Below are 20937 nucleotides of genomic sequence, written 5' to 3'. Positions count from 1 at the left end.
TTAGCTGAGCCGTTTAGTTAATTAATTCCTAGTTTAGCATTGAATACCTTTAATGTCTCAAGCACATTACTCTTCACATTGATGAAGTGTTCTATACCTTGAGCTTTCAACTCATCCATACAGGCCGGAGCACCGGCAACCACAAGGTGTTCTTTGCCTGCTATTAGCTTATGGGCTTCAGGAGCAAGCGTTGCATATTCATCATCACTAGAGCAAAGCACGATAATATCGGCATTTTTCTCACGAGCAGCTTTTAGACCTGCTTCAACAGTGTCAAAACCTAGATTGTCTATAATCTTATATCCGGCACAAGCGAAGAAGTTGCTTGAGAATTGTGCACGAGCGAGACGCATACCAAGATTACCAATAGTAAGCATAAATACAGTTGGAGCGCCATGTTTCTCTGTCGACAAGCGAAGAGCCTCAAATGCTGTTGCCAAACGGTCGGTTGGTAATGGCATATATGGAGCGTTGCTTCCACATCCACATCCGCATGCTTCTTTTTCGACGATCTTGCTTGACGCTTTTTCTGTGAAGTTTGGATATTGATTTGTTCCTAACAGAACTTCACGACGAGTAGCAAGAGCTTTGAATCTATTGTCGGCAGAAGCTTTGACAGCAGTTTGTACAGACCCCGTTTTTAACGCTTCATAAAATCCTTTTTCATCTGTTTCAAGGAACAGCTTCCAAGCTTGTTCAGCTATAGATTTCGTTAGATTTTCTATATAATATGATCCTGCAGAAGGGTCTGTTATTTTATCGAAATGACATTCCTCTTTTAGCAATAATTGTTGATTACGTGCAATACGTTCTGAGAAATCGTCTGAAGTTTTATAAGTTTCATCGAATGGACGTACTGTTAATGAATTTATTCCGGCAATAGTTGCAGACATAGCTTCTGTTTGTGTACGGAGTAAGTTCACATGTGCATCATATACTGTTTTGTTGAATGTCGATGTTTGTGCATGAGCATATATTTTTGCTGCACAACGGCAAATACCATCTTCTGATTTATTAGGGCACTCGTTGTTACATATTGGATTGTATGCGTTCACTATTTCTGCCCACAACCAACGTGCAGCACGGAATTTTGCAATTTCCATGAAATAATTACCACCGATACCGAAGTTGAATTTAATCTTTTTAGCAACTAATGTAGCATCTAGTCCGGCTTCTACAAGTGCACTAAGTAGCTGGTTTCCGTTAGCTAAAGCATAGCCTAACTCTTGATAGATGTATGCTCCGCTATCGTTAGTAGCGTGTGCATTGACTCCTAAAACCCGAAAGCGAGGTAGAGGGGCCGCAGCTTTAACTATTTCAGCAGCTTTTTCTATCCATCCTTCAGCATCTCTTCCTTTTTTCAAAAGAGGTTTGAAAGCATCATAATTAACAGAACCGAAGCATTTCATTAAATCTGCTCCCGAAGCTTTATACCAGTCAACAAGAATTTTGATAAGGTCAAGTGATTTGCGATAGCATGTGCTGAAGTTTAGTTCTACTGCTTCAGGGCATATATCTTTCAACAATGTTTTGATGTTTTCGGCGCTAACATCATCTCCATCAATGTTAAATCCTAACGAAGTTACTCCCTTGTTCAGGATATCAAGAGCTTTTGCATTTGCTGCTTTAAAGTCATTGACAGAGATATCCTGACGTGTATACCAATCATTGTCTTTCTTGGTACCACGAACGTAAGGAAATTCGCCGGGTAAAGAGTCAGTTGCCTTTAGCCCTTCGATGTTTTCACTTCTGTAGAAAGGGTTTACATTGAAACCCTCGTTTGTTCTCCAAACAAGTTTTTTCTCAAAATCGGCGCCTTTAAGGTCGGCCACAATCTTTGCCATCCACTCTTCGGTCGATACCGCGGGGAAGTCAGAGAAAAGCTTTTCTTTTTGATTAGCCATGATTAATTTTTATTGTTTTAATATATATAGGTTTATTTTGCTGATCTATAGTTTATTACAAGACCTCTGTCTATGCTTGCATAAATGATATTTATATGTGCTTATACTCAAATAGTTATCATTTTTAGAAATGCACTGCAAAAGTAATTCATTTTGTTCGCTTACTAAAGTTTTAAAGGCTAAAAATTCTTAGTAAACAGGCTTTATTTATTAAGTGGAGAGGAATCTATATGAATATGTAAGGAAACATACGTAATATTATTGATTGTAAATGAAAGAAGAATAAAACTATTCGAAACTCTTCAATTTTATTTTTAGTTATTTATCTATAAAGGAAAAAATGGATACTACAGGAGTTTTTTCCAAAAATCTCAGGGCATTTAACGAATCTGTACGCTATATAGTTAATAAAGGATCGACACGCTCATCGAAGACATACAGTGTGTTGCAGCTATTGTTCGTTATAGCCGAATCGTCTTCCAAACCTTTGGTTATATCAGTTGTTTCCGAATCTATGCCTCATCTGAAAAAGGGATGTATTCGCGATTTTCGGGATATTCTGTTGCGTGTGGGTAAATGGGATGTAAAGAGCTGGAATGCCACAGATAAAATATACAAAGTAAATGAATCTGTCATCGAATTTTTTTCTGCCGACAACCCGGGAAAGGTACATGGCCCATCCCGTGATATTCTTTACCTGAATGAGTGTATCAATATAGAATATGAAGTTTATCGTCAATTGGCGATCCGTACTACACGGACGATTTTTCTCGATTGCAATCCTTGTTTCGAGTTTTGGCTCGATGAAAAAATTCTCACACAGCCCAATGCTCTTCTTATTCATTCTACATATAAGGATAATGATTATCTGTCGGCGGCTCAGGTGAGAGAAATAGAGTCGAATAAGTCTGACATCGGCTGGTGGACTGTCTATGGTGAAGGGCTTACGGGATCGCGGCAGGGATTGATTATACAAAACTGGGATATAGTGACGGAGATGCCTCTGATATATAAAAACAGATGGTTGGGGATCGACTTTGGCTTTACTAACGACCCTACGGCAATAGTTGATGTCCGCCTTTCGGAAGGGGAATTGTGGATAGACGAGCTGCTCTGCGAGAAAGGATATGACAATTTGATGATAGCAGATACTCTTGCTTCGCTCAATGTACCACCTGAGATACAGATTGTGGCAGACAGTGCCGAGCCAAAGAGTATTAAAGAGTTGACGTCAAAGGGCTGGAAGGTTGAGCCTGCTCAAAAGGGGAAAGATAGTATTAGTACGGGGCTGTCCATATTGAACCGATATAAAAAGCATGTAACCAAACATAGTACCAATATAATAAAGGAGTATCGGAATTACCGATGGAAGACTGATGAATTTGGCAATGCAACCAATATACCTATCGATAAATACAATCACTCTATAGATGCTCAGCGTTATGTGTGCCTGAATAAACTGTTGGAACGGAACAGTGCACTCAGTTATTCGGTCGCAAGAGGAAGGAAATGAGGTCTTATATACAATTTAAAAACAAATTACAATTATGGCAATTATTGAGCTTTACATCAACAAGCAATTATGTGAGACAGAGAATGCTGAAAATTTTTCAGTTTATCTCAAGCGTCAGTTTATTAACCCCGTGGAACTTAGCACAAAAGATGCGCAACGTTCGTACGACATTACCCTGCCTGCCACAGCAGCGAATAACGAAATATTTGGCTACATCAATACGGAAGAGGTGAAGGGTAAATTTTCTCAGTTATACGATGCACAACTCTATGTAGATGGTGTTAAAATATTTGATGGGAAATTCCGACTTAGTGAGATAACAAAAGACTCGTACAAGGGCAATCTCGGTATTCCTGCTGCCAAGACGGTGAAAGATATCTTCGGGGACAGAATGATGAACGAGACGGGTAAGTGGCTGGTCGATTTTCGTGATGCGAGAGATATGACCAAATATAATACAGGTAAGCATGATAAATCGAAGTATGGAGAAATATCTCCTTGTCTATTTCCCTATGTGCTTTATAAAATACCCCCAAAAAAGCCTGTTAACGGAGCTTATACCCCCAAGAATGTGTTGGATAAAACAACCGCTTTTAAGCATACTGACTTTCCGCCTTCTATCAACTGTGTACAAGCGTTGCAGGAAATATTCAAAGGGAAGGGATTCAAATTGTCAGGTACCGCAACCGAAGACCCTAAGCTGAAAAACCTGTATATGAGCTATAAGAATCCTGACTCTTACAATGTGGCATGGACACAGGAAATGGCTTCGCTGAATTTGCGTGTAGACTGGGATAATATGACAAAAAGCCAGTCGTTTAATTCCCCTTTGTCAGCAGAAGGAGAGTATTCAAGAACCGGGAATGTATTATATGCGGTCGATCTTCTCAATTGTGATAATGCTGCTGTTGAACAACATTCCGATTCGGGAAAGATGTTCGGAGAGGTAGACGGGAAAAGAGTAATTGTAGTACCCGAAAGTGGCTTATATAAGATAAGGATGCATGCTAGTATAGTGATCGATCAAAGTGTGAGCAACGAGATATATAATGAATCAGGTCCTGCTATTTTATCTGCAAAGTCGGACTGGCCGGTGGACTTCAAGGGAAATTTTGATTATATGGAAGAGACATTCAGGAGTGGCCGATATGAAGTGAAGTTGCAACGGTATAAGGCCGATGAGGAAATTGATACAGAAAAAACGAAATGCGACAATGTGTTCTACAAAGATAATCAGGATCAGGAAAAAAGCGATATCCCTTCTGAAAGTAAGCTTAAAATATTTCCACGTCCGGGTATGGTAAATTTTGTAGACCTGAAACAAAACGAAAACCTGCTCTGTGGTTTGGCTTTTGGCGAAATTGAGGACAAAAGTTACAACCCTGCCGAAAAGAACGAGCGATATTGCAACCCCATAGCCATCAAGAACGGTAAATCATGGGATTGGGAAATGGATAATAATGAGGTTATTTCTGCTACATATAGCCCAGGCTATATGGAGGCATATATGGATAGTGGTGTGGAAAAATACAGGAACTCTGAAATAAAGAATAGGGTGGATATTACCGATATGGGAAGCTATGCCATTATAGATAAAGATTACTTCGGCGGAAGCGGACTTGTCTATCAGGTAGTGTGGCTCGATGCCGGTGAGAAACTAACCGTTATTACCAACTCGGACGAAATCACTCAAAAATATCCCCATTTTATCTATAGTAAAAAAGGTGTATCTATTGAAGTTAGAGAAAGATACGGCTGGGTAAGGCATCGTGTGACTGTAGATCTCGATATTTCGGCATTCAGGAAAGATAAAGGCTGGGTGAAAATAGATGAAAAAAATCAGACGATAGGCAATGAGAAAATGGATTGGAACGATCCTGCCGATTTTGAAGCAGGACAGATCGACCTGATACGTTTCTTGCCATCTAACGTGAAAACAGACGAATGGATAACGGGCTTTTGTAAGACTTTCAATCTCGATATGGTACAGACAGGGAAGGAGACATTCGAACTGAATACAAAATCGAAACGACAAATAGACGTGTCGTCTGTGATAGATCTCGATCAAAAAACAGATGTGAACCTGTGGCGCAAAAACAATTCGCTGAACCTGCCTTCTGTCTACGAATTCGGCTTCAAGCTCGACGAAAAAGAGCAGGGCTATGTAAAAGATGGTGATAATGGTGGAGGAAATTACGAGACAGGGAGTGACGAATACGGTAAACCAAGTAACCACGTATCCACTTTTTCGTACAACTGGTACGAGACCATCACCGACACAGCGTCGAAGGAGCAGAAAGTGCCTGTGATAATGGAAGCTGAAACATGGCAAAAAGCGGACAGAAACTATGCAGAAATGATGGATAAAAAATTTATGGACAAAACGCAACGATTCTGGTATTGGCGAAAGAATAAGAGTTTTGTTGTAGAGGTTAACAATGATAACCCAGTAGACATAGCTTTAGTGTCCGACACATTCCGATCCGATAGCGACAGTATGCGCCTCGACTACCGGCAGAAAAGAAAAGGAACTGATGCTGCCGATTCCATCTTCGACAATTATTTCACCATACTTGCCGATGCCGGAAATAGCTATACTGTGATAGAGTGCTTCCTTACGGCAAGCGAATACGATAGCTTAACTGATAACCTTGTGCGCTACAACAACACCCTGTATTATGTAGCCGACATAGATGGTTATGATCCCATGTGCAGAAAAAAGACAGTGCTTAAACTGATTCGTTATTCTCAGTTGTAAATAGACAAAATAAGCAGAGAGGTTTTAAACCTCTCTGTTTTATTATTCTATAAATTCTAATTTCCTCCATTCTTCATCGGAAAGATACATCACTAATAAATAAGTCTTTCCATTTTCTTTGGCTATTTTCCATTTATTGATATAAGGACGATCAGTTTCGTATTTATATCCTGTTCCGTTTATGATATATTTTTCAGACCATACTTCTCTAACCCATTTCCCGGATGCTTTCTTAAAAATTTCGCGGAGAAATTGGAAATCTTCAGTATATACTAATCTCAATTCCGGATTTTTCAGGTATAGCCATGTTCCCTTTATCGGATTATAATCTCCCGGCTGGAAGTTCGGCTCATTCTTAAAAGGGAAATTGGGGTCGGTAGGGTCATTCCAGTCACCTTCCCATACAAATGGTTTTTCTTCTTCTTTTTTCGGTTCTTCTTCGTCGTCTCCGCAGGCAGAAAAAGTAAATAGAAGGGAGAGTAATAATAGTAGAGGCAGTAGTTTTTTCATAATAGTTTGCTCATTTTTTACAAAGATAAGTATTATTGTTAAAATACAAATAGTGCTGTAGAGTATATAAGTAATGAAAAAATAACTGTCGTATTTGTATCAGTAGGGGAAGAAGCCCCTCCCACCTCCCCTAAAGGGAGGCTTAGGCAAAGCCGAGAGGGATGGACAACAACGATTGCGAAAACAGATAGAAAAGAGTACAACTTTGTCAGGTTTTAGTTAAAAAGCCGATAAGTTAGCATAGTTGAAATGGATTTCTTGCGTCAGTTGTTTCTCCCCTTTGGGGAGACCAAGAGGAGCTTGATGTTTTTATAACTTAAATTCTTTTTTACATAAAGAAACTTAAGGCTTAATCTTTTTTATAATATTAAACATTGTGGTACAAGTTTCTTTTGTTAATTTTAAAATTCAGAATGAGACCAAACTTATAATAAATAAAAGATAAAATTTAATGTTATACTTTAAAGTTATAACCAACAGTGAATGTTATGTTTGGGTGGACGACAAATAGGTCTGAGACCTTGTAATTTTTTTTATAATAGAGGCTGCATCATTTATCACCTCTGAAGGGTAATAGACAAACTTTATTTTTTTGCCCGAAATTAATAATCAATGGACAATACATTACATTTTGCACTTCTCGAAGCTGTGAAGAAAAGAGTTCCCGAAGGCACTTCCATAGCCCGTTTGTTGATGGATATTCTGCATGTGGGCAGAGAGGCTATATACAGGAGGCTTAGAGGAGAGGTGCTTTTTAGTTTTGATGAGGCTGTTGCCATATCTACTCGTTTGGCTATTTCTCTCGATACTGTAGTTGGCTCTAATATGCAAAACAGCAGACCTTTTATGCTAAAAGTGACTAATTTTGTAAATCCGCAAGAGCTGGATTTCGAGCAACTGGAAGAATTTACAAACATTATCAGTGATGCTCGGGAAGAACTTAATTCCGAAATGGGGGTTTCTGCTAATATCTTACCTCAAACACTGTATATTGAATTCGAGCATCTGACTAAGTTCTATTTTCTAAAGTGGCTCTATCAGTCGCAACGAATAGGAAATGTAAAATCTATCAAAGAGATTAAGATTTCGGATAGAATGTACGATATTCAGAAGCGCTATCTGAAAGAGTCTAAGTATCTGAAGAATACATATTATATATTCGACAATCTTATTTTTACTTATCTGATCAATGACATAAAATATTATGCCCGTATTCATCATATAACCAAAGATGATGTAGTAATATTGAAACAGGAATTGCTGATGTTGATAGATAAACTGGAGACTTTAGCTATAAGAGGACGCTTCGATACTGGAGAAAAGGTGCAGTTCTATTTGTCTGCGATAAACTTGGAAGCCACTTATTCCTATTTGCAGACGCAAAGCTATAATATAAGCCACATTACTGCTTTTACGCTGAATGCCGTAGTGTCATTAGATCTTGAGACCTTCGAAAAAATGAAAAGGTGGATTGAGTCTGTGAAAAGATTATCGACATTGATTTCAGAAAGTGGAGAAATGGAACGTACTATATTCTTTAATAAACAGCGTGAACTTATAAATTCTTTGTAATTTTACCGGATAAAAATAGAAGAGATGGGAGTGTTTGATTTTTTTAGAAAGAAAAAAGGAACGGTAGAAATAAAGACTGAAGATTTGAAGCAGTTTACAAGTGATATGCAAGCCAATGCGGCAGCTTTGGTGAAACAGTTTAGTGAAACAAACCTTGATTTTAGTATTGATAGTTTACAAGCTTTAGACGAAATAATAGAAGAGAATATGCATTTCTTCAAGCAGGCTGATGATGAGACAAAACGAAAAATGATCATCAAAATCGGATCTTATATATTTGAGGTTGCAAGGCGAAATTTTGGTGGACGCTATTTCTGGTACGATCGCCTCGATCAACCGATATTGGTAACAGGGCAGCCCGAATTTGAGATGTCGTTGTTGGCATACGAGAAAGTCAAAGGTCGCTTTATGAATGGAACGGAAGATAATATTCCTTTCTTTTTTGATGGGTATGTGCAAGGGGTTAACAATAAGGAGAATAAAATGGTGGTATAAATTTGAATATATTCATATATTACCATAATAATCGCAAATCTCAAAATATCATAATGAGGTTTGCGATTTTTTTCGGACTGCAAATCTTTTCATATTAACGATAATCCTTTATCTGTAACTATTTTTTGTTTATAAGAATCACATTTCTGTCAAATCATTCTTTTTGTATTTGTTTCGAAAATTGAAACTACTATTGTTTATGTTTTCATTTTTAGGGTTTATTGATCTTTATCTATTTTATATTTATTATAAATGAAATTATGTGGGTTTTGATGTGCCTATTTAGAAAAGATTAGGATGTGAAAAGTTTACAGAATAGGCGGTTTTATTTATAATCAAGCAGTAACTTTATAGTATAGAAAAAGAGAAAACTAGAGCTAATATATTTTAAGTAATAGATGCCAAATATATCAGAGTTTAAAATATGATAATAAAAATAGTTTAGATTTTTGATACTCGAAAAAAAACGCAAGTTTTGTGTAGTTTGTGAAGTGTAAAGCCATGTGAGCTGAGAAGTCCGCATGGTTTTTTTATTTAGAGGGAATTCATAATCATTTTTACCTAAATTTGATCTCCTCTGATTTATTTTTATCTATCGGTTTCGTAGTATTATTTTTTTCTCCTTTACAAAACCTGTTATATCGTTGGGTATTTTGAATTGAGAAAAGTCAATAAGTAACGAATCATTCTTCCCTATAGGTATATCGCAGTTGTCTATTGTTGCAAATTCTTTGGTTATCACCTGCATATCTGAATCGTAAAATGCAGTTGCCGAATTATATATGCTGTCGCTGTGAATTGCAATCTTTACCTGAAAGGCAAATATCCTCTCATTATTGTCGAAATAGTAGACATAAGTAGTGTCGCTGGGTATATCATCTAATACATATGTTTCAGAGGCTTTAATGAGATTATTCGCTCCATTCTGAAACAGTTGGAAAAACGTGTGTATCTCTTGATCTTTATTCAATGTTGTAACAGATAGTGAAGATGCCTCCCCATTAGCAATACAAGTATCAATTCCAAGTTTTTGACTTTTCAGTCTAAGATCCATATCCGGTTCGGGTATAAAAGCCGAACAGGAATATAAAAAATACCCTAATAGGATGAATACAAGGTTCCTCATGTCTGTGTTATATAGTGAAAATTCAGTCATACAAATATAAGATTTTTTTATTAGAATGTGGACAGAAACCCTAATATTTGATAAAAGAGAATCTCCTTTCTCTTTTATTTTTATAGTCATTATATTTGCCTTATAGTTCTGTAAGATTAATTAGATAATAAATTCTAGTATCTATGTATTACAAAGCAAAAAATAATCTATATTTGAATTATAAATATAAACTTAAAATATACACTTATGAGTTTTTGGAATAAGCTGAAAGGCGAACTGATAGATATTATCGAATTTCTTGATAATACACAAGATACTATCGTGTATCGTTTCGAAAGACACAATAATGAAATAAAGAATAATGCAAAGCTTATTGTGCGCGAAGGACAAACTGCTGTTTTTGTCAATGAAGGACAGATCGCAGACACTTTTTCTCCTGGTACATATAATCTTAATACTCAGAATTTACCAATACTCAGTACCCTTCAGGGATGGAAATATGGATTTAACAGTCCTTTCAAAGCTGAGGTTTATTTTGTAGGTACAAAGAACTTTATAGACCAGAAATGGGGGACGAAAAATGCTGTGATACTAAATGATAATCGATTTGGTATGGTCGAAATCAGAGCTTTTGGTATTTACTCCTTCAAGGTTACCGATGCACCTGTCTTTATTCGGGAAATAGTAGGTACAAATCAGACGTTTACTACCGAAAATATAAAGGAGCAACTAAAGAGTATAATTGTAACACGCTTCTCTGATGCTACAGGAGAGTCTAATCTGCCTGTCGAAACTTATGCGGCCAATCTGAATGAGTTATCTGAAGCTATTTTCGGATATATGAAAGATGACTTTGCTGCATATGGTATCGAAGTCACAAAATTCCTTGTAGAGAATATCTCTATGCCTGATGAGGTGAAGAAAGAGATTTTCGAACTAAGTCGTCTGGACAAGATAGATCTGGATAAACTAACAAAAATGAAAGCTGCAAAAGCGATGGAAGCCGCAGCCGAAAATCCGTCGGGTACGGCTGGTATGGGAATAGGACTCGGCGCCGGTATGGCGATGGCAAACCAAATGACTCAAGCTATGGCAAACCAGATAAATAATGCTCAGAATGTTCAGCAAGCTCCCCCTCCGATTCCGGGAGCATCGGCCTACTATGTAGCTGTTGGCGGACAGCAATCCGGCCCTTTTAATAAATCCGGTCTTGTCGAACTTGTAGAAAAACAAATTCTGACACGAGAGAGCCTTGTTTGGAAGCAGGGATTGTCCGAATGGGTACCTGCTGGAGGACAATCAGATCTTCAAGATTTGTGGACAACAACACCTCCGCCACTGCCAAAATAACAAAAGTATGGCAGACGTTATAGAAGAAATTCCATTGAGCAGCAACACTTATCAGTGTCCTAATTGTGGTGCTGCTCTCAAATACAAACCGGGAACTATATCTTTGCATTGCGATTATTGCGGAACAGATACGCTTATAGATGCAAAGGTTGTAGAAGATGTGCAAGAACTCGATTTTGAGCAGTATTCCCGAGATTTTGAAACTTTAAATACACAGACAACTAAAGTTATAGGTTGTCGCAAATGTGGTGCAGAATCGACATTCGAAGAGAATCTAAAATCTACCGATTGTCCATATTGTGGTATGCCCCTGATTGAGTCGGATATTCACGAAGAAAGGCTGATAAAACCCTCTTATCTTTTACCATTTAAGCTGTCAGATAAAGATATAAATACCTATCTGTCAGCATGGTTTAAAGGGCTGTGGTTTGCTCCTAATGAATTAAAAAAAAGAGCTTTATGTTCCGATCGGTTGGAAGGAGTTTATGTACCTTGTTGGACCTACGATGCACAAACAGAATCAGATTATAGAGGAGAGAGAGGAATCAATTATACGCGTACAGTCGGTTCGGGTAAAAATAGAAGAACTGTTACTGAAACCCGTTGGTCTTATTGCAGTGGACATGTTTCTTTATTTTTTGATGATGTAATGGTACCAGCCTCTAAGATGATCTCATCTGTAGTGATGAATAAGATAGAGAACTGGGACACTATGAACATGGTAGAAGCTGATAATCGCTTTCTCAGTGGATTTATTACAGAGAAGTATGTAATAAATATGCAAGAAGGGTATAATACTGCAAAAAGTATTATGGAATCTGATATAGATTATGCTATAAGGCAAGATATAGGAGGCGATAAGCAACGTATCAACTCGAAGAAAACTGTATTTAGTGATATTAAATTCAAACTGATACTGTTGCCTGTCTATATATCTTCCTACACCTATAAGGATAAGCTTTATCATTTTTTTGTTAATGGGCGTACAGGGCGTGTTTCGGGTGATAGGCCTTATAGTGTTGCTAAAATAACATTAGCTATTATTGCAGGTTTGATATTGCTTGCCTTATTTATTTATTTTGTCAATCAAAACTCATAGACATAAGGAATCTTTTGTCTATTGTATGAGTAAGTATTTTAAAGTGGTTAATTATCAGAAAATACTTGTTTTTTACATAAATTATATACTACCTTTGTCTCAGATTTTGGTGTCATGATTTCGTCTCTTCGAAAAAGTGATAAAAGGGAATCAGGTGTAAGTCCTGAACAGACCCGCTGCTGTAAGCTCCACCAAGAATCTTTGAACAATACTCAATCCACTGTCAAATCCAGTGAGCAATTCGTAGTGAACAGTTAACAACAAAAAAGTTTGATAGCTGATAACTTATGACTGAATAGATGGGAAGGACGTTCAAAGATGGAGTAAGTCAGAAAACCTGCCAAGATTAATTTTTAGTTTAAAGCTTTCGGGAAATAGAGCTGAAGAACCTTGATGAGAAATTAATCTATACTTTTTTTTGTTTCTTTTCACCAATCTTCATGTTTTTCTGTAAGCTATTTGATAACGTTCAATTGGCTTAAAAAATGTATTTCAAGACAATTGTATTCACAGCCCTGCTGTCGAATCTGTTTTTGTGTGTTGCGGCTCAACATAAGCTGGATAGCTTGCAGAGGCTCAAAGAAGTTGTTATAGTCTCAAAACCTTTTCAGGAAGTAATACCTTCTCAAAAATTATCGGGACAGACTTTGGAGAGGCTTAGCAGCCACAATGTTGCAGATGCCCTACGTTATTTCTCTGGTGTTCAGATCAAAGATTATGGGGGCGTAGGTGGACTCAAAACTGTGAATATACGTAGTATGGGATCACAGCATGTGGGAGTGTTTTACGATGGAATTCAGCTTGGTAATGCTCAGAATGGAGTGGTAGACCTTGGCAAATTCTCACTCGACGACATGGAGGAGATTTCATTGTATAATGGACAGAAGAGTGAGATCTTTCAGCCTGCCCGCGATTTTGGATCTTCCGGTACTATATATTTAAGAACGAAGAAGCCTCGTTTTACTGATGGGAAGAAAACGAATGTCAGAGCTAAATATAAGTTCGGTTCTATTCAACTGATCAATCCCTCTATACGTTGGGAGCAAAAAATAAACACAAATCTAAGTAGTAGTGTCAGTGCAGAATATACAAAGTCGGATGGGGAGTACAAATTCAGAACTAAAAAGAAAAATAAAGATGGGACAGTTGCGCATGATACTACAGCTGTGCGTAAAGATGGAGCTATAGAGGCTTTGCGCTTGGAGGCAACGCTGCATGGGTTCATCAATGAGGGATATTGGGATTTTAAGATTTATAGCTATTTGTCCGATAGAGGAATCCCTGCTGCTATTACAAATAATAATTTTAAGGAAAAAGGGCAGACTCTTACTGATAAGAATATCTTTGCACAAAGTAATTTTTATAAAAAGATATCGACAAAGTATGAAACTCAGATCAAGGCTAAGTTTGCTTACGATTATACTCACTTTGTCGATACTGTATCTTCTATAAAAGTTCAAAATAAATACATACAGCAGGAGGCATATATATCATGGGCTAACCATTATAATATTACATCTAAGTGGGATGCCAGTTTAGCTACCGATTTTCAGTGGAATAAGATGAACTCGGATATGAAGCTTTTTTCATTTCCTCAGCGTTATACTACATTGGTTGCTTTGGCTACAGCAATTAATCTTAATAAGTTTAAAGCTCAGGCTAGTCTTTTAGGCACATTTGTGCAAGAAAAAGTGAGACTTAATTCAAAGTCTCCTAACAAGTCAGAATTTACTCCTGCGGTATTTATAGGTTATAGACCTTTCGAAGACAAAGATCTCAATCTTCGGGCTTTCTATAAACGAATTTTTCGAATGCCTACTTTCAATGATCTTTATTATACAATGATAGGTAACTCTAATCTTAAGCCTGAATTTACAAACCAATTTGATCTTGGCTTTTCTTATAGTAAACCGATAAACCATTCTATACTTAGGTCTTTTTCTTTTCAGGCCGACGCATACTATAATGAGGTTGAGGATAAAATTATTGCAGCACCTAATGGAAGCATGTTCAGATGGTCTATGTTCAATTTAGGATCTGTCGAAATACGAGGAATAGATGTCTTAACAGCTTTTTCAGCTCAGATAGATAAGGTAAAGTTGAATGTAAATCTGAATTATACATATCAAAAGGCGCAAGACTTTTCAGATAAAACCGAGTCTTTTTACGGTGATCAGATTCCTTACACACCTTGGCATAGCGGTTCTTTTATTCTGAATGGTAATTACAAGTCGTGGAACTTGAATTATAGTTTCATATATGTCGGAGAACGTTACGATATGAACCAAAATAATATAGAGGTTAACCATGTTAAACCTTGGTATACACACGATATGTCGATACAGAAAGATTTTGTTTGCAAACAGTTCAAAATAAGAGGCTCAGCGGAGGTTAATAACATTTTTAATCAATATTATGATGTTGTACTTAATTATCCTATGCCCGGACGTAATTTTAAATTTATTATAACCGTAGATATATGAAAATGAATAGATTACTTTTCTTCTTGTCTATTGTTTTGGCTCTTTTATCATGTAGAGATGATGATTATGTTATTCCGAGCCAAAAGGATTTAGTCTCAAAGCCTGATACTATTGGCGTTGCAAAACTCTATGTGCTCAATGAAGGCAATATGGGTAGTAATAAAGCTTCTATTGATTATTTCGAATTTGAAACAGGGGTTTATCACCGAAATATCTATCCTGAGGTCAACCCTACAGTAGTGAAAGAACTGGGCGATGTGGGCAACGATATAAAAATATATGGAAGTAAGCTTTACGCTGTAATCAACTGCTCGCATAAGGTTGAGGTGATGGATGTAAATACAGCTCGGCGTATCGGTCAAATAGACATAGAAAACTGCCGTTACATAACCTTTCACGAAGGGAAGGCTTACGTAAGTTCATATGCAGGGCCTGTTGTCTTAGATCCTAAAGCCCCATTGGGGAAGGTCTTGGAAATTGATACCGCTACTTTGCGAATTACCAGAGATGTAGTAGTAGGCTATCAGCCCGAAGAGATGGTTATTCTGAGAAATAAACTGTATGTTGCCAATTCGGGAGGATATCGTTTCCCCGATTATGACCGTACGGTATCTGTTATAAATCTGACTACTCTCAAAGAAGAGAAAAAAATTGATGTCGGTATCAACCTTCATCGTATCAAAGCTGATAGCAGGGGTGATATATATGTAAGTTCGCGCGGAGACTATTATGATGTGCCCGCAAATTTGTATGTGATAGATTCGGAGAAAGATGAGGTAAAACAGACTTTAAATATTCCGGTTACTAATATGTGTGTCATTGGAGATTCTATTTATCTGTACAGTACTGAGTTTAGTTATAATACAGGTAATACTACTATTGGATATGGCATACTGAATACTAAAACTAAAAAGTTAGATTCTAAAAACTTTATTACGGATGGTACCGAGAAAGGTATTAAGATGCCATACGGCATTGCTGTCAATCCTTTTACACGTGATATATATGTAACAGATGCCCGTAACTATGTCTCTACAGGTTATGTCTATTGTTTTAGTCGTGATGGAAAATTAAAATGGAAAACAGAAGGTGGAAATATCCCGGCCCACTTTGCTTTTGTATATGAAACCCAAAATAGTACTAAATAAATTAAATATGAAGAAAAAGAATTTGAACCTTAACTGGCAATTATTAGCTCTTTTGAGTTTTGCCTTATGTTTTACAGCTTGCTCTGACGACGATAATGGAGGAGATACATTAGATCCTACTGAAATAGAGAAACAGAAACAGTCGGTGGTTGACGAATTGCAAAAAGACAATTCTCTGTCTGTTTTCACTCAGGTATTAAACAGTATAGATGTATCGGGTATAGATGCAAATCAGCTTACTGTATTTGCGTTCAATAACGAGGCTGCATCTGGCACAAAATCTACAGAACCTACTATATCTCAGAATCTGGTAAAGCGTCATATTATAAAAGGGGCTTATACTATCGAAAAATTGAGATCTGTAGATAAAATCGTCAGTATAAATAAAGATACACTCTTTGTTTCGGTAGATGACAATAATAATATTATGGTGAATAATATAATATTGAAAGCCCCCGTGACTAAGCCTGCTGGCAATAGCGTTATATATGTTATTGATGATATAATATCAATGACAAGTTCGGGCGACTTGTTGCTCAATGAAAGCTATACTACCGATAGATGTAAGTTGCTTACAATTATCCCGGAGATAAAAGGATTCGAGAAAGGAACGTTTGAATGGAAGCTCGTTAAAACACCTGAAGGTGCTTCCGACTCAGTTTTAAGTAAAGTTAAAGATCTCTCTTTTATTACAGTAGAAGAAGGAGAGTATGTTATAAGCCTCACAGCAAAAGATGGTGCATTGAAAGCATCAGCATCAACTAAAATTAGAGTAACCAAGGAGAAAACAGCATATAGTGCATACATCTCTAATGTGTTTGATTATCTTCCCGGAGTAGGGCAGTTTGTAAACGATCTACCTGAATATGAGACTGGAGATACAAAAGAAACTATGCGGAAAAAAGCTGAGAACTCTCTTAAAGGAGGTAATTCATCTATGATACATCTTGGAGGTTTTGGAGGATATGTTACCTTTGGTTTTGATCATACGGTGGTGAATATTCCCGGTAAAAGAGATTTCAGAGTAAAAGGCAATGCTTTCTGGGCTGCATCAAATCCTAATCCTGAAGCTCCAAAAAGAGGTGGGAGTTGCGAACCGGGCATTATAATGGTTGCTTACGATAAGAATGGAAATGGAAAACCAGACGAAGACGAATGGTACGAAATTGCCGGTAGCGAATATTATAAGCCAACTACAATCAAAAATTATGAAATAACATATTATAAGCCTACAACAGAACCAACAGGAGCTACTGCCGAGTACATCAAATGGGAAGATAATCAGGGTAAGTCGGGTTATAAGGCAAAAAATGCGTTCCACTCTCAGCCGTATTTCCCTGAATGGATTACTGACAACAAAATAACATTTAAAGGAACTCTGTTACCTAATAATGCGGTTGACGAAAGTGGGCAAGGTAGCTATTGGGTACTTTATGCTTATGACTGGGGTTATGCAGACAATGCTCCTAATACAGATGATGAGTCGGCTATTGATATCAACTGGGCGGTAGATGCTCAGGGAAATAAAGTACATCTTCCAGGTATCGACTTTGTAAAAGTCTACACAGGAGTTAATCAAGAAGCCGGATGGCTGGGAGAAGTTTCTACCGAAGTAGCCGGAGCCGAAGATTTGCATTTACTTGGCAAGTCTATTAACACAAGAAATTAAAAAATTATACTTAGATTAAAAAAGAACGTAAAAAGAAAATGAAAAAATTATTCTATTATTTCTCATTAATATTGTTTGTTGGTTTAGTTGCTTGTTCTAACGATGATAACGATACTGTCGATCCTCCTTTTGTGGGTAAATATAAAGATGGAACATTTATTCTGAATGAAGGTAATATGACTACTGAGAATGGCTCTCTTATATTTATCAGTCCGCAGGGTGAAGTAACAGACAGTGCATACTGGAGAGTAAATGGAACTGAGCTAGGCGGCTCTTCTCAAGATCTATTTATTACTAATGGCAAGATTTATATCATTTCTCAAGATGAAGGATTAGCCAGTAGTAAATATAAAAGTGATGGAAGGCTTATCGTAGCTAATGCCGAAACACTAGAAAAAGAAGTAGCATACAGTTCAGAAATATCTGTTTTGACAAAACCCACCCATGTTGCAGTGTTGGGTGATAATGTGTTTATCCGCGATGGAAAAGGCATTTACTCTTTCAATACTTCCACGGCAGAGCTAAAACTTATCGAGGGCACTTCCGGAGCGTTGAAAAACAGGATGGCAGTAGTAAAGAATAAAGTTTTTGTTCCTGCAAATAAATCTGTTCTTGTGCTAGAAGCCGGTAAAGCTGCCGTTTCTCATAAAATAGAGTTGGAGGCTGCTGTATCAGGAGTTATTAAAACGTCGGATGGTAATATCTTTGTATCTATAACTAGCTCGCCTAATAATAAAATATTGAAAATAAATGCAGATAACTATGAGGTGATTAAAACTAATGAAGTCACAGAAGGTAAGGTCAGTGCAGGGTGGGGAGCTACTCCGGGCATTAGCGCCAAAGGTGATGTTATTTATTATGGAAATGCCTCTACTAAAATTTATCGGCACAACTTTGCTACCGGAACATCAGAGTTTCTTGTCGACTCTAAGACTGTATCAGGATTGGAAAATACAGGTATGGCTTATAACAATCTTGCAGTTCATCCGATAACAGGCGAAGTGTATCAAACTACAATTAAAGCATATGGTTGGGATTTTCTCTTGAATAACATTAGTGTTTTTAATTTTGATACTACCACTCCCAAGTTAAGTGTGAATTATGCGAACTATACTCACTTTCCTGCCGGGATATTTTTTACATATGACTTTAGATAGTAAGTGTTTTTAATATATAGGTCCTTTTTATTGGGGGCTTTCTCGAGAGAGGAGGCCCTCAATTTTTTATATCACATTGATACTTCGAAAGTAAATAAATTTCATTTTAACACTATTAACTTCTTTAGCTATTGCATAATCAAATATTTGTGATATTTTTGTAAAGGATGATTGTGTGTGCGCACACACGGTGCTGAGGGGGCTTATTTTAGATAGTCTTGTGATCACCTAAGAAATATACTGATGAAAGATAATACAAATATACGAATAGTTGATATAGCCAAATTAGCAGAAGTATCTCCGGGTACTGTCGATAGGGTACTTCATAATAGAGGTAGAGTTTCCCCTGAGAAGAGAGCTAAGGTGGAAAAAGTATTAAAGGAGATCAATTACGAACCCAATATGGTTGCTCGGGTACTTGCCTCTAAAAAAGTATATAAGTTTGCTATAATATCTCCTACCTATACCTCTGGTAGTTACTGGGAATTGGCTTGCAATGGCATTGATCTTGCCGCAGCCGAACTAAAAAAATTCAATATCAGTACAGAGTATTTTCAGTTCGATCAGTACGACCGTGATTCTTTCGATAATGCAGTTTATGCTTTTAAAGAAAAAGAATTTGACGGAGTACTCATCGCTACTTTATTTGGAGAACAGGTTGTTAGCCTGTCGAAAGAGTTGGATGAAAAAGAAATACCATATATATATATCGACTCTGGCATTTCGGGACAGAATGACCTTTCATATTTTGGGGGAGATTCTTTTGCCAGTGGTATTATTGCTGCAAAGTTATTGTTCGGAGAAGTTGGCTTTTCGGCAGATATATTTTTTGCTCATATACGATTTAAATATAAGGATATATCGGTTCAGATGAAAACTCGCGAGCAGGGATTTATGGACTATCTAAAGAAGAATAATTTTAGCGGAAAGATACACCATATAGAAATTAATCCTGATAATGCAGCTAAGGATGTGGCGACTTTGAAAGGAATTGTAGACAATGTTCCCGATTTGGTCGGTGGTATTGTTCTCAATTCTAGGATATATGAATTAGTTCCTCTGTTAGAGCAGATGGATAATTCACAAAGAGATAGGATACGACTTATAGGGCATGATGCTATCGAACAAAATATAAAGGCGCTGAAAGACAATCATGTTTCTTTTCTGCTGTCGCAGCGTCCCGAGCTTCAAGGATATGATGCTATCAAAGCATTGGGCAATTATTTCCTGTTCAAGCAATCGCCTCCTAAAATCAACTATATGCCTATTGATATACTCATAAAAGAAAATATAGATTTCTACAACAATTATAAACTCTAAAAACAATTCTTATGACAAACAATCTATTCCATGTAAAAGACAAAGTGGTTCTGATAACCGGCGGGTGCGGTATACTAGGCTCAGACATGGCTCAATATCTGGCTAAACAAGGATGCAAAATAGTAATTTTGGATCGTATAGAAGAAAAAGGAAATGAATTGGTAGCTAAGATTAAAGCAGACGGTGGTGAAGCTATATTTTTACTTACCGATGTATTAAATAAAGAAGTTCTGGAAAAGAACAGAGAAGACATAGTAAAGGCATATGGTAAGATAGATGTTCTGGTAAATGCAGCAGGCGGTAATATGCCCGGAGCGACTATTGGACCGGATAAAACTATATTTGATCTTGAAATAGATGCATTTAAGAAAGTTGTGGATTTGAATCTGTTCGGAACAGTAATCCCTACTATGGTATTTGCTAAAGCAATGGTAGAAAATGGTGCCGGAAATATAATCAATATTGCATCCGAATCTGCACTTCGCCCGTTGACTCGTGTTGCCGGATATGGTGCAGCAAAAGCAGCTGTAGCCAACTTTACAAAGTATATGGCAGGAGAACTGGCTCTTAAATTTGGCGAAAACTTCCGAGTTAATGCTTTAGCTCCCGGTTTTTTTATCACTGCTCAGAACAAAGATCTGTTGCTGAACCCTGACGGATCATATACAGACCGCTCGAAAACTATTTTGGCTCACACACCTTACGGTCGTTTTGGAGAAGCAGACGAATTGCTGGGATCTCTTCACTATCTTATTAGTGATGCTTCCAAATTTGTATCGGGAACTATTCTTGTCATAGACGGAGGTTTCGACGCATTTTCTATATAATTACTAACATTCAAA

At 37.2% G+C, this 20937-nt stretch carries 15 protein-coding genes and 1 riboswitch; of the genes, 12 read left to right on the top strand and 3 right to left on the bottom strand.

Translation table 11 applies throughout. The annotated features are described in order from the left end of the window. Positions 1-17: 17 nt before the first annotated feature. A complete protein-coding gene (gene mutA / locus BGC7_RS03610; protein ID WP_050700203.1) occupies positions 18-1904 on the bottom strand; it encodes a methylmalonyl-CoA mutase small subunit in 1887 nt (628 codons plus the stop codon). 340 nt (positions 1905-2244) lie between these two features. Here mutA and BGC7_RS03605 point away from each other — a divergent pair, with 340 nt between their 5' ends. Next, positions 2245-3417, top strand: coding sequence for a PBSX family phage terminase large subunit (locus tag BGC7_RS03605; RefSeq protein WP_050700202.1), 1173 nt, complete (start codon positions 2245-2247; stop codon positions 3415-3417). A 34-nt stretch (positions 3418-3451) separates the two neighbouring features. Next, positions 3452-6175 carry a hypothetical protein gene (locus BGC7_RS03600; RefSeq protein WP_050700201.1) on the top strand — a complete coding sequence of 908 codons (2724 nt, stop codon included), beginning with the start codon at positions 3452-3454 and terminating at the stop codon, positions 6173-6175. Between the two features lie 42 nt (positions 6176-6217). On the opposite strand, the gene BGC7_RS03595 is transcribed toward BGC7_RS03600, so the two are convergent. Further along, positions 6218-6685 (bottom strand): hypothetical protein, encoded by a 468-nt coding sequence (locus tag BGC7_RS03595; protein WP_050700200.1) that lies wholly within the window; start codon positions 6683-6685, stop codon positions 6218-6220. A 612-nt stretch (positions 6686-7297) separates the two neighbouring features. Between BGC7_RS03595 and BGC7_RS03590 the strand changes: the two genes are divergently transcribed. Further along, positions 7298-8257 carry a hypothetical protein gene (locus tag BGC7_RS03590; RefSeq protein ID WP_050700199.1) on the top strand — a complete coding sequence of 320 codons (960 nt, stop codon included), beginning with the start codon at positions 7298-7300 and terminating at the stop codon, positions 8255-8257. Positions 8258-8281: 24 nt separating this feature from the next. Further along, positions 8282-8752, top strand: a complete 471-nt coding sequence (locus tag BGC7_RS03585; protein ID WP_050700198.1) for a hypothetical protein — start codon at positions 8282-8284, stop codon at positions 8750-8752. 592 nt (positions 8753-9344) lie between these two features. Here BGC7_RS03585 and BGC7_RS03580 read toward each other — a convergent pair. Next, complete coding sequence (locus tag BGC7_RS03580) at positions 9345-9908, bottom strand: hypothetical protein (protein WP_157258650.1); 564 nt, start codon at positions 9906-9908, stop codon at positions 9345-9347. 207 nt (positions 9909-10115) lie between these two features. Here BGC7_RS03580 and BGC7_RS03575 point away from each other — a divergent pair, with 207 nt between their 5' ends. From BGC7_RS03575 to BGC7_RS03540, 8 genes are all read left to right on the top strand, one after another. Next, positions 10116-11219, top strand: a complete 1104-nt coding sequence (locus tag BGC7_RS03575) for an SPFH domain-containing protein (protein ID WP_050700196.1) — start codon at positions 10116-10118, stop codon at positions 11217-11219. Positions 11220-11226: 7 nt separating this feature from the next. Continuing rightward, complete coding sequence (locus BGC7_RS03570; protein ID WP_050700195.1) at positions 11227-12318, top strand: TFIIB-type zinc ribbon-containing protein; 1092 nt, start codon at positions 11227-11229, stop codon at positions 12316-12318. Between the two features lie 90 nt (positions 12319-12408). Further along, positions 12409-12678, top strand: a riboswitch (cobalamin riboswitch). A 125-nt stretch (positions 12679-12803) separates the two neighbouring features. Beyond that, complete coding sequence (locus tag BGC7_RS03565; RefSeq protein WP_050700194.1) at positions 12804-14801, top strand: TonB-dependent receptor; 1998 nt, start codon at positions 12804-12806, stop codon at positions 14799-14801. Then, complete coding sequence (locus tag BGC7_RS03560; RefSeq protein ID WP_050700193.1) at positions 14798-15949, top strand: DUF5074 domain-containing protein; 1152 nt, start codon at positions 14798-14800, stop codon at positions 15947-15949. The genes BGC7_RS03565 and BGC7_RS03560 overlap by 4 nt, the downstream gene beginning before the upstream one ends. A gap of 7 nt (positions 15950-15956) precedes the next feature. Beyond that, a complete protein-coding gene (locus BGC7_RS03555) occupies positions 15957-17618 on the top strand; it encodes a fasciclin domain-containing protein (protein ID WP_082206453.1) in 1662 nt (553 codons plus the stop codon). A 38-nt stretch (positions 17619-17656) separates the two neighbouring features. Further along, positions 17657-18775, top strand: coding sequence for a DUF5074 domain-containing protein (locus BGC7_RS03550; protein ID WP_050700192.1), 1119 nt, complete (start codon positions 17657-17659; stop codon positions 18773-18775). Between the two features lie 243 nt (positions 18776-19018). Beyond that, positions 19019-20095: a LacI family DNA-binding transcriptional regulator gene (locus BGC7_RS03545; protein ID WP_050700191.1), complete on the top strand. Its 1077-nt coding sequence runs from the start codon at positions 19019-19021 to the stop codon at positions 20093-20095. Positions 20096-20106: 11 nt separating this feature from the next. Then, positions 20107-20922 carry an SDR family oxidoreductase gene (locus BGC7_RS03540; RefSeq protein WP_050700190.1) on the top strand — a complete coding sequence of 272 codons (816 nt, stop codon included), beginning with the start codon at positions 20107-20109 and terminating at the stop codon, positions 20920-20922. Positions 20923-20937 lie beyond the last annotated feature (15 nt).

This window comes from Dysgonomonas sp. BGC7 (assembly GCF_001261735.1).
Classification (GTDB): Bacteria; Bacteroidota; Bacteroidia; order Bacteroidales; family Dysgonomonadaceae; genus Dysgonomonas.
The sequence above is the reverse complement of the archived record's forward strand: the minus strand, read 5'-3'. Positions and strand labels throughout refer to the sequence as shown.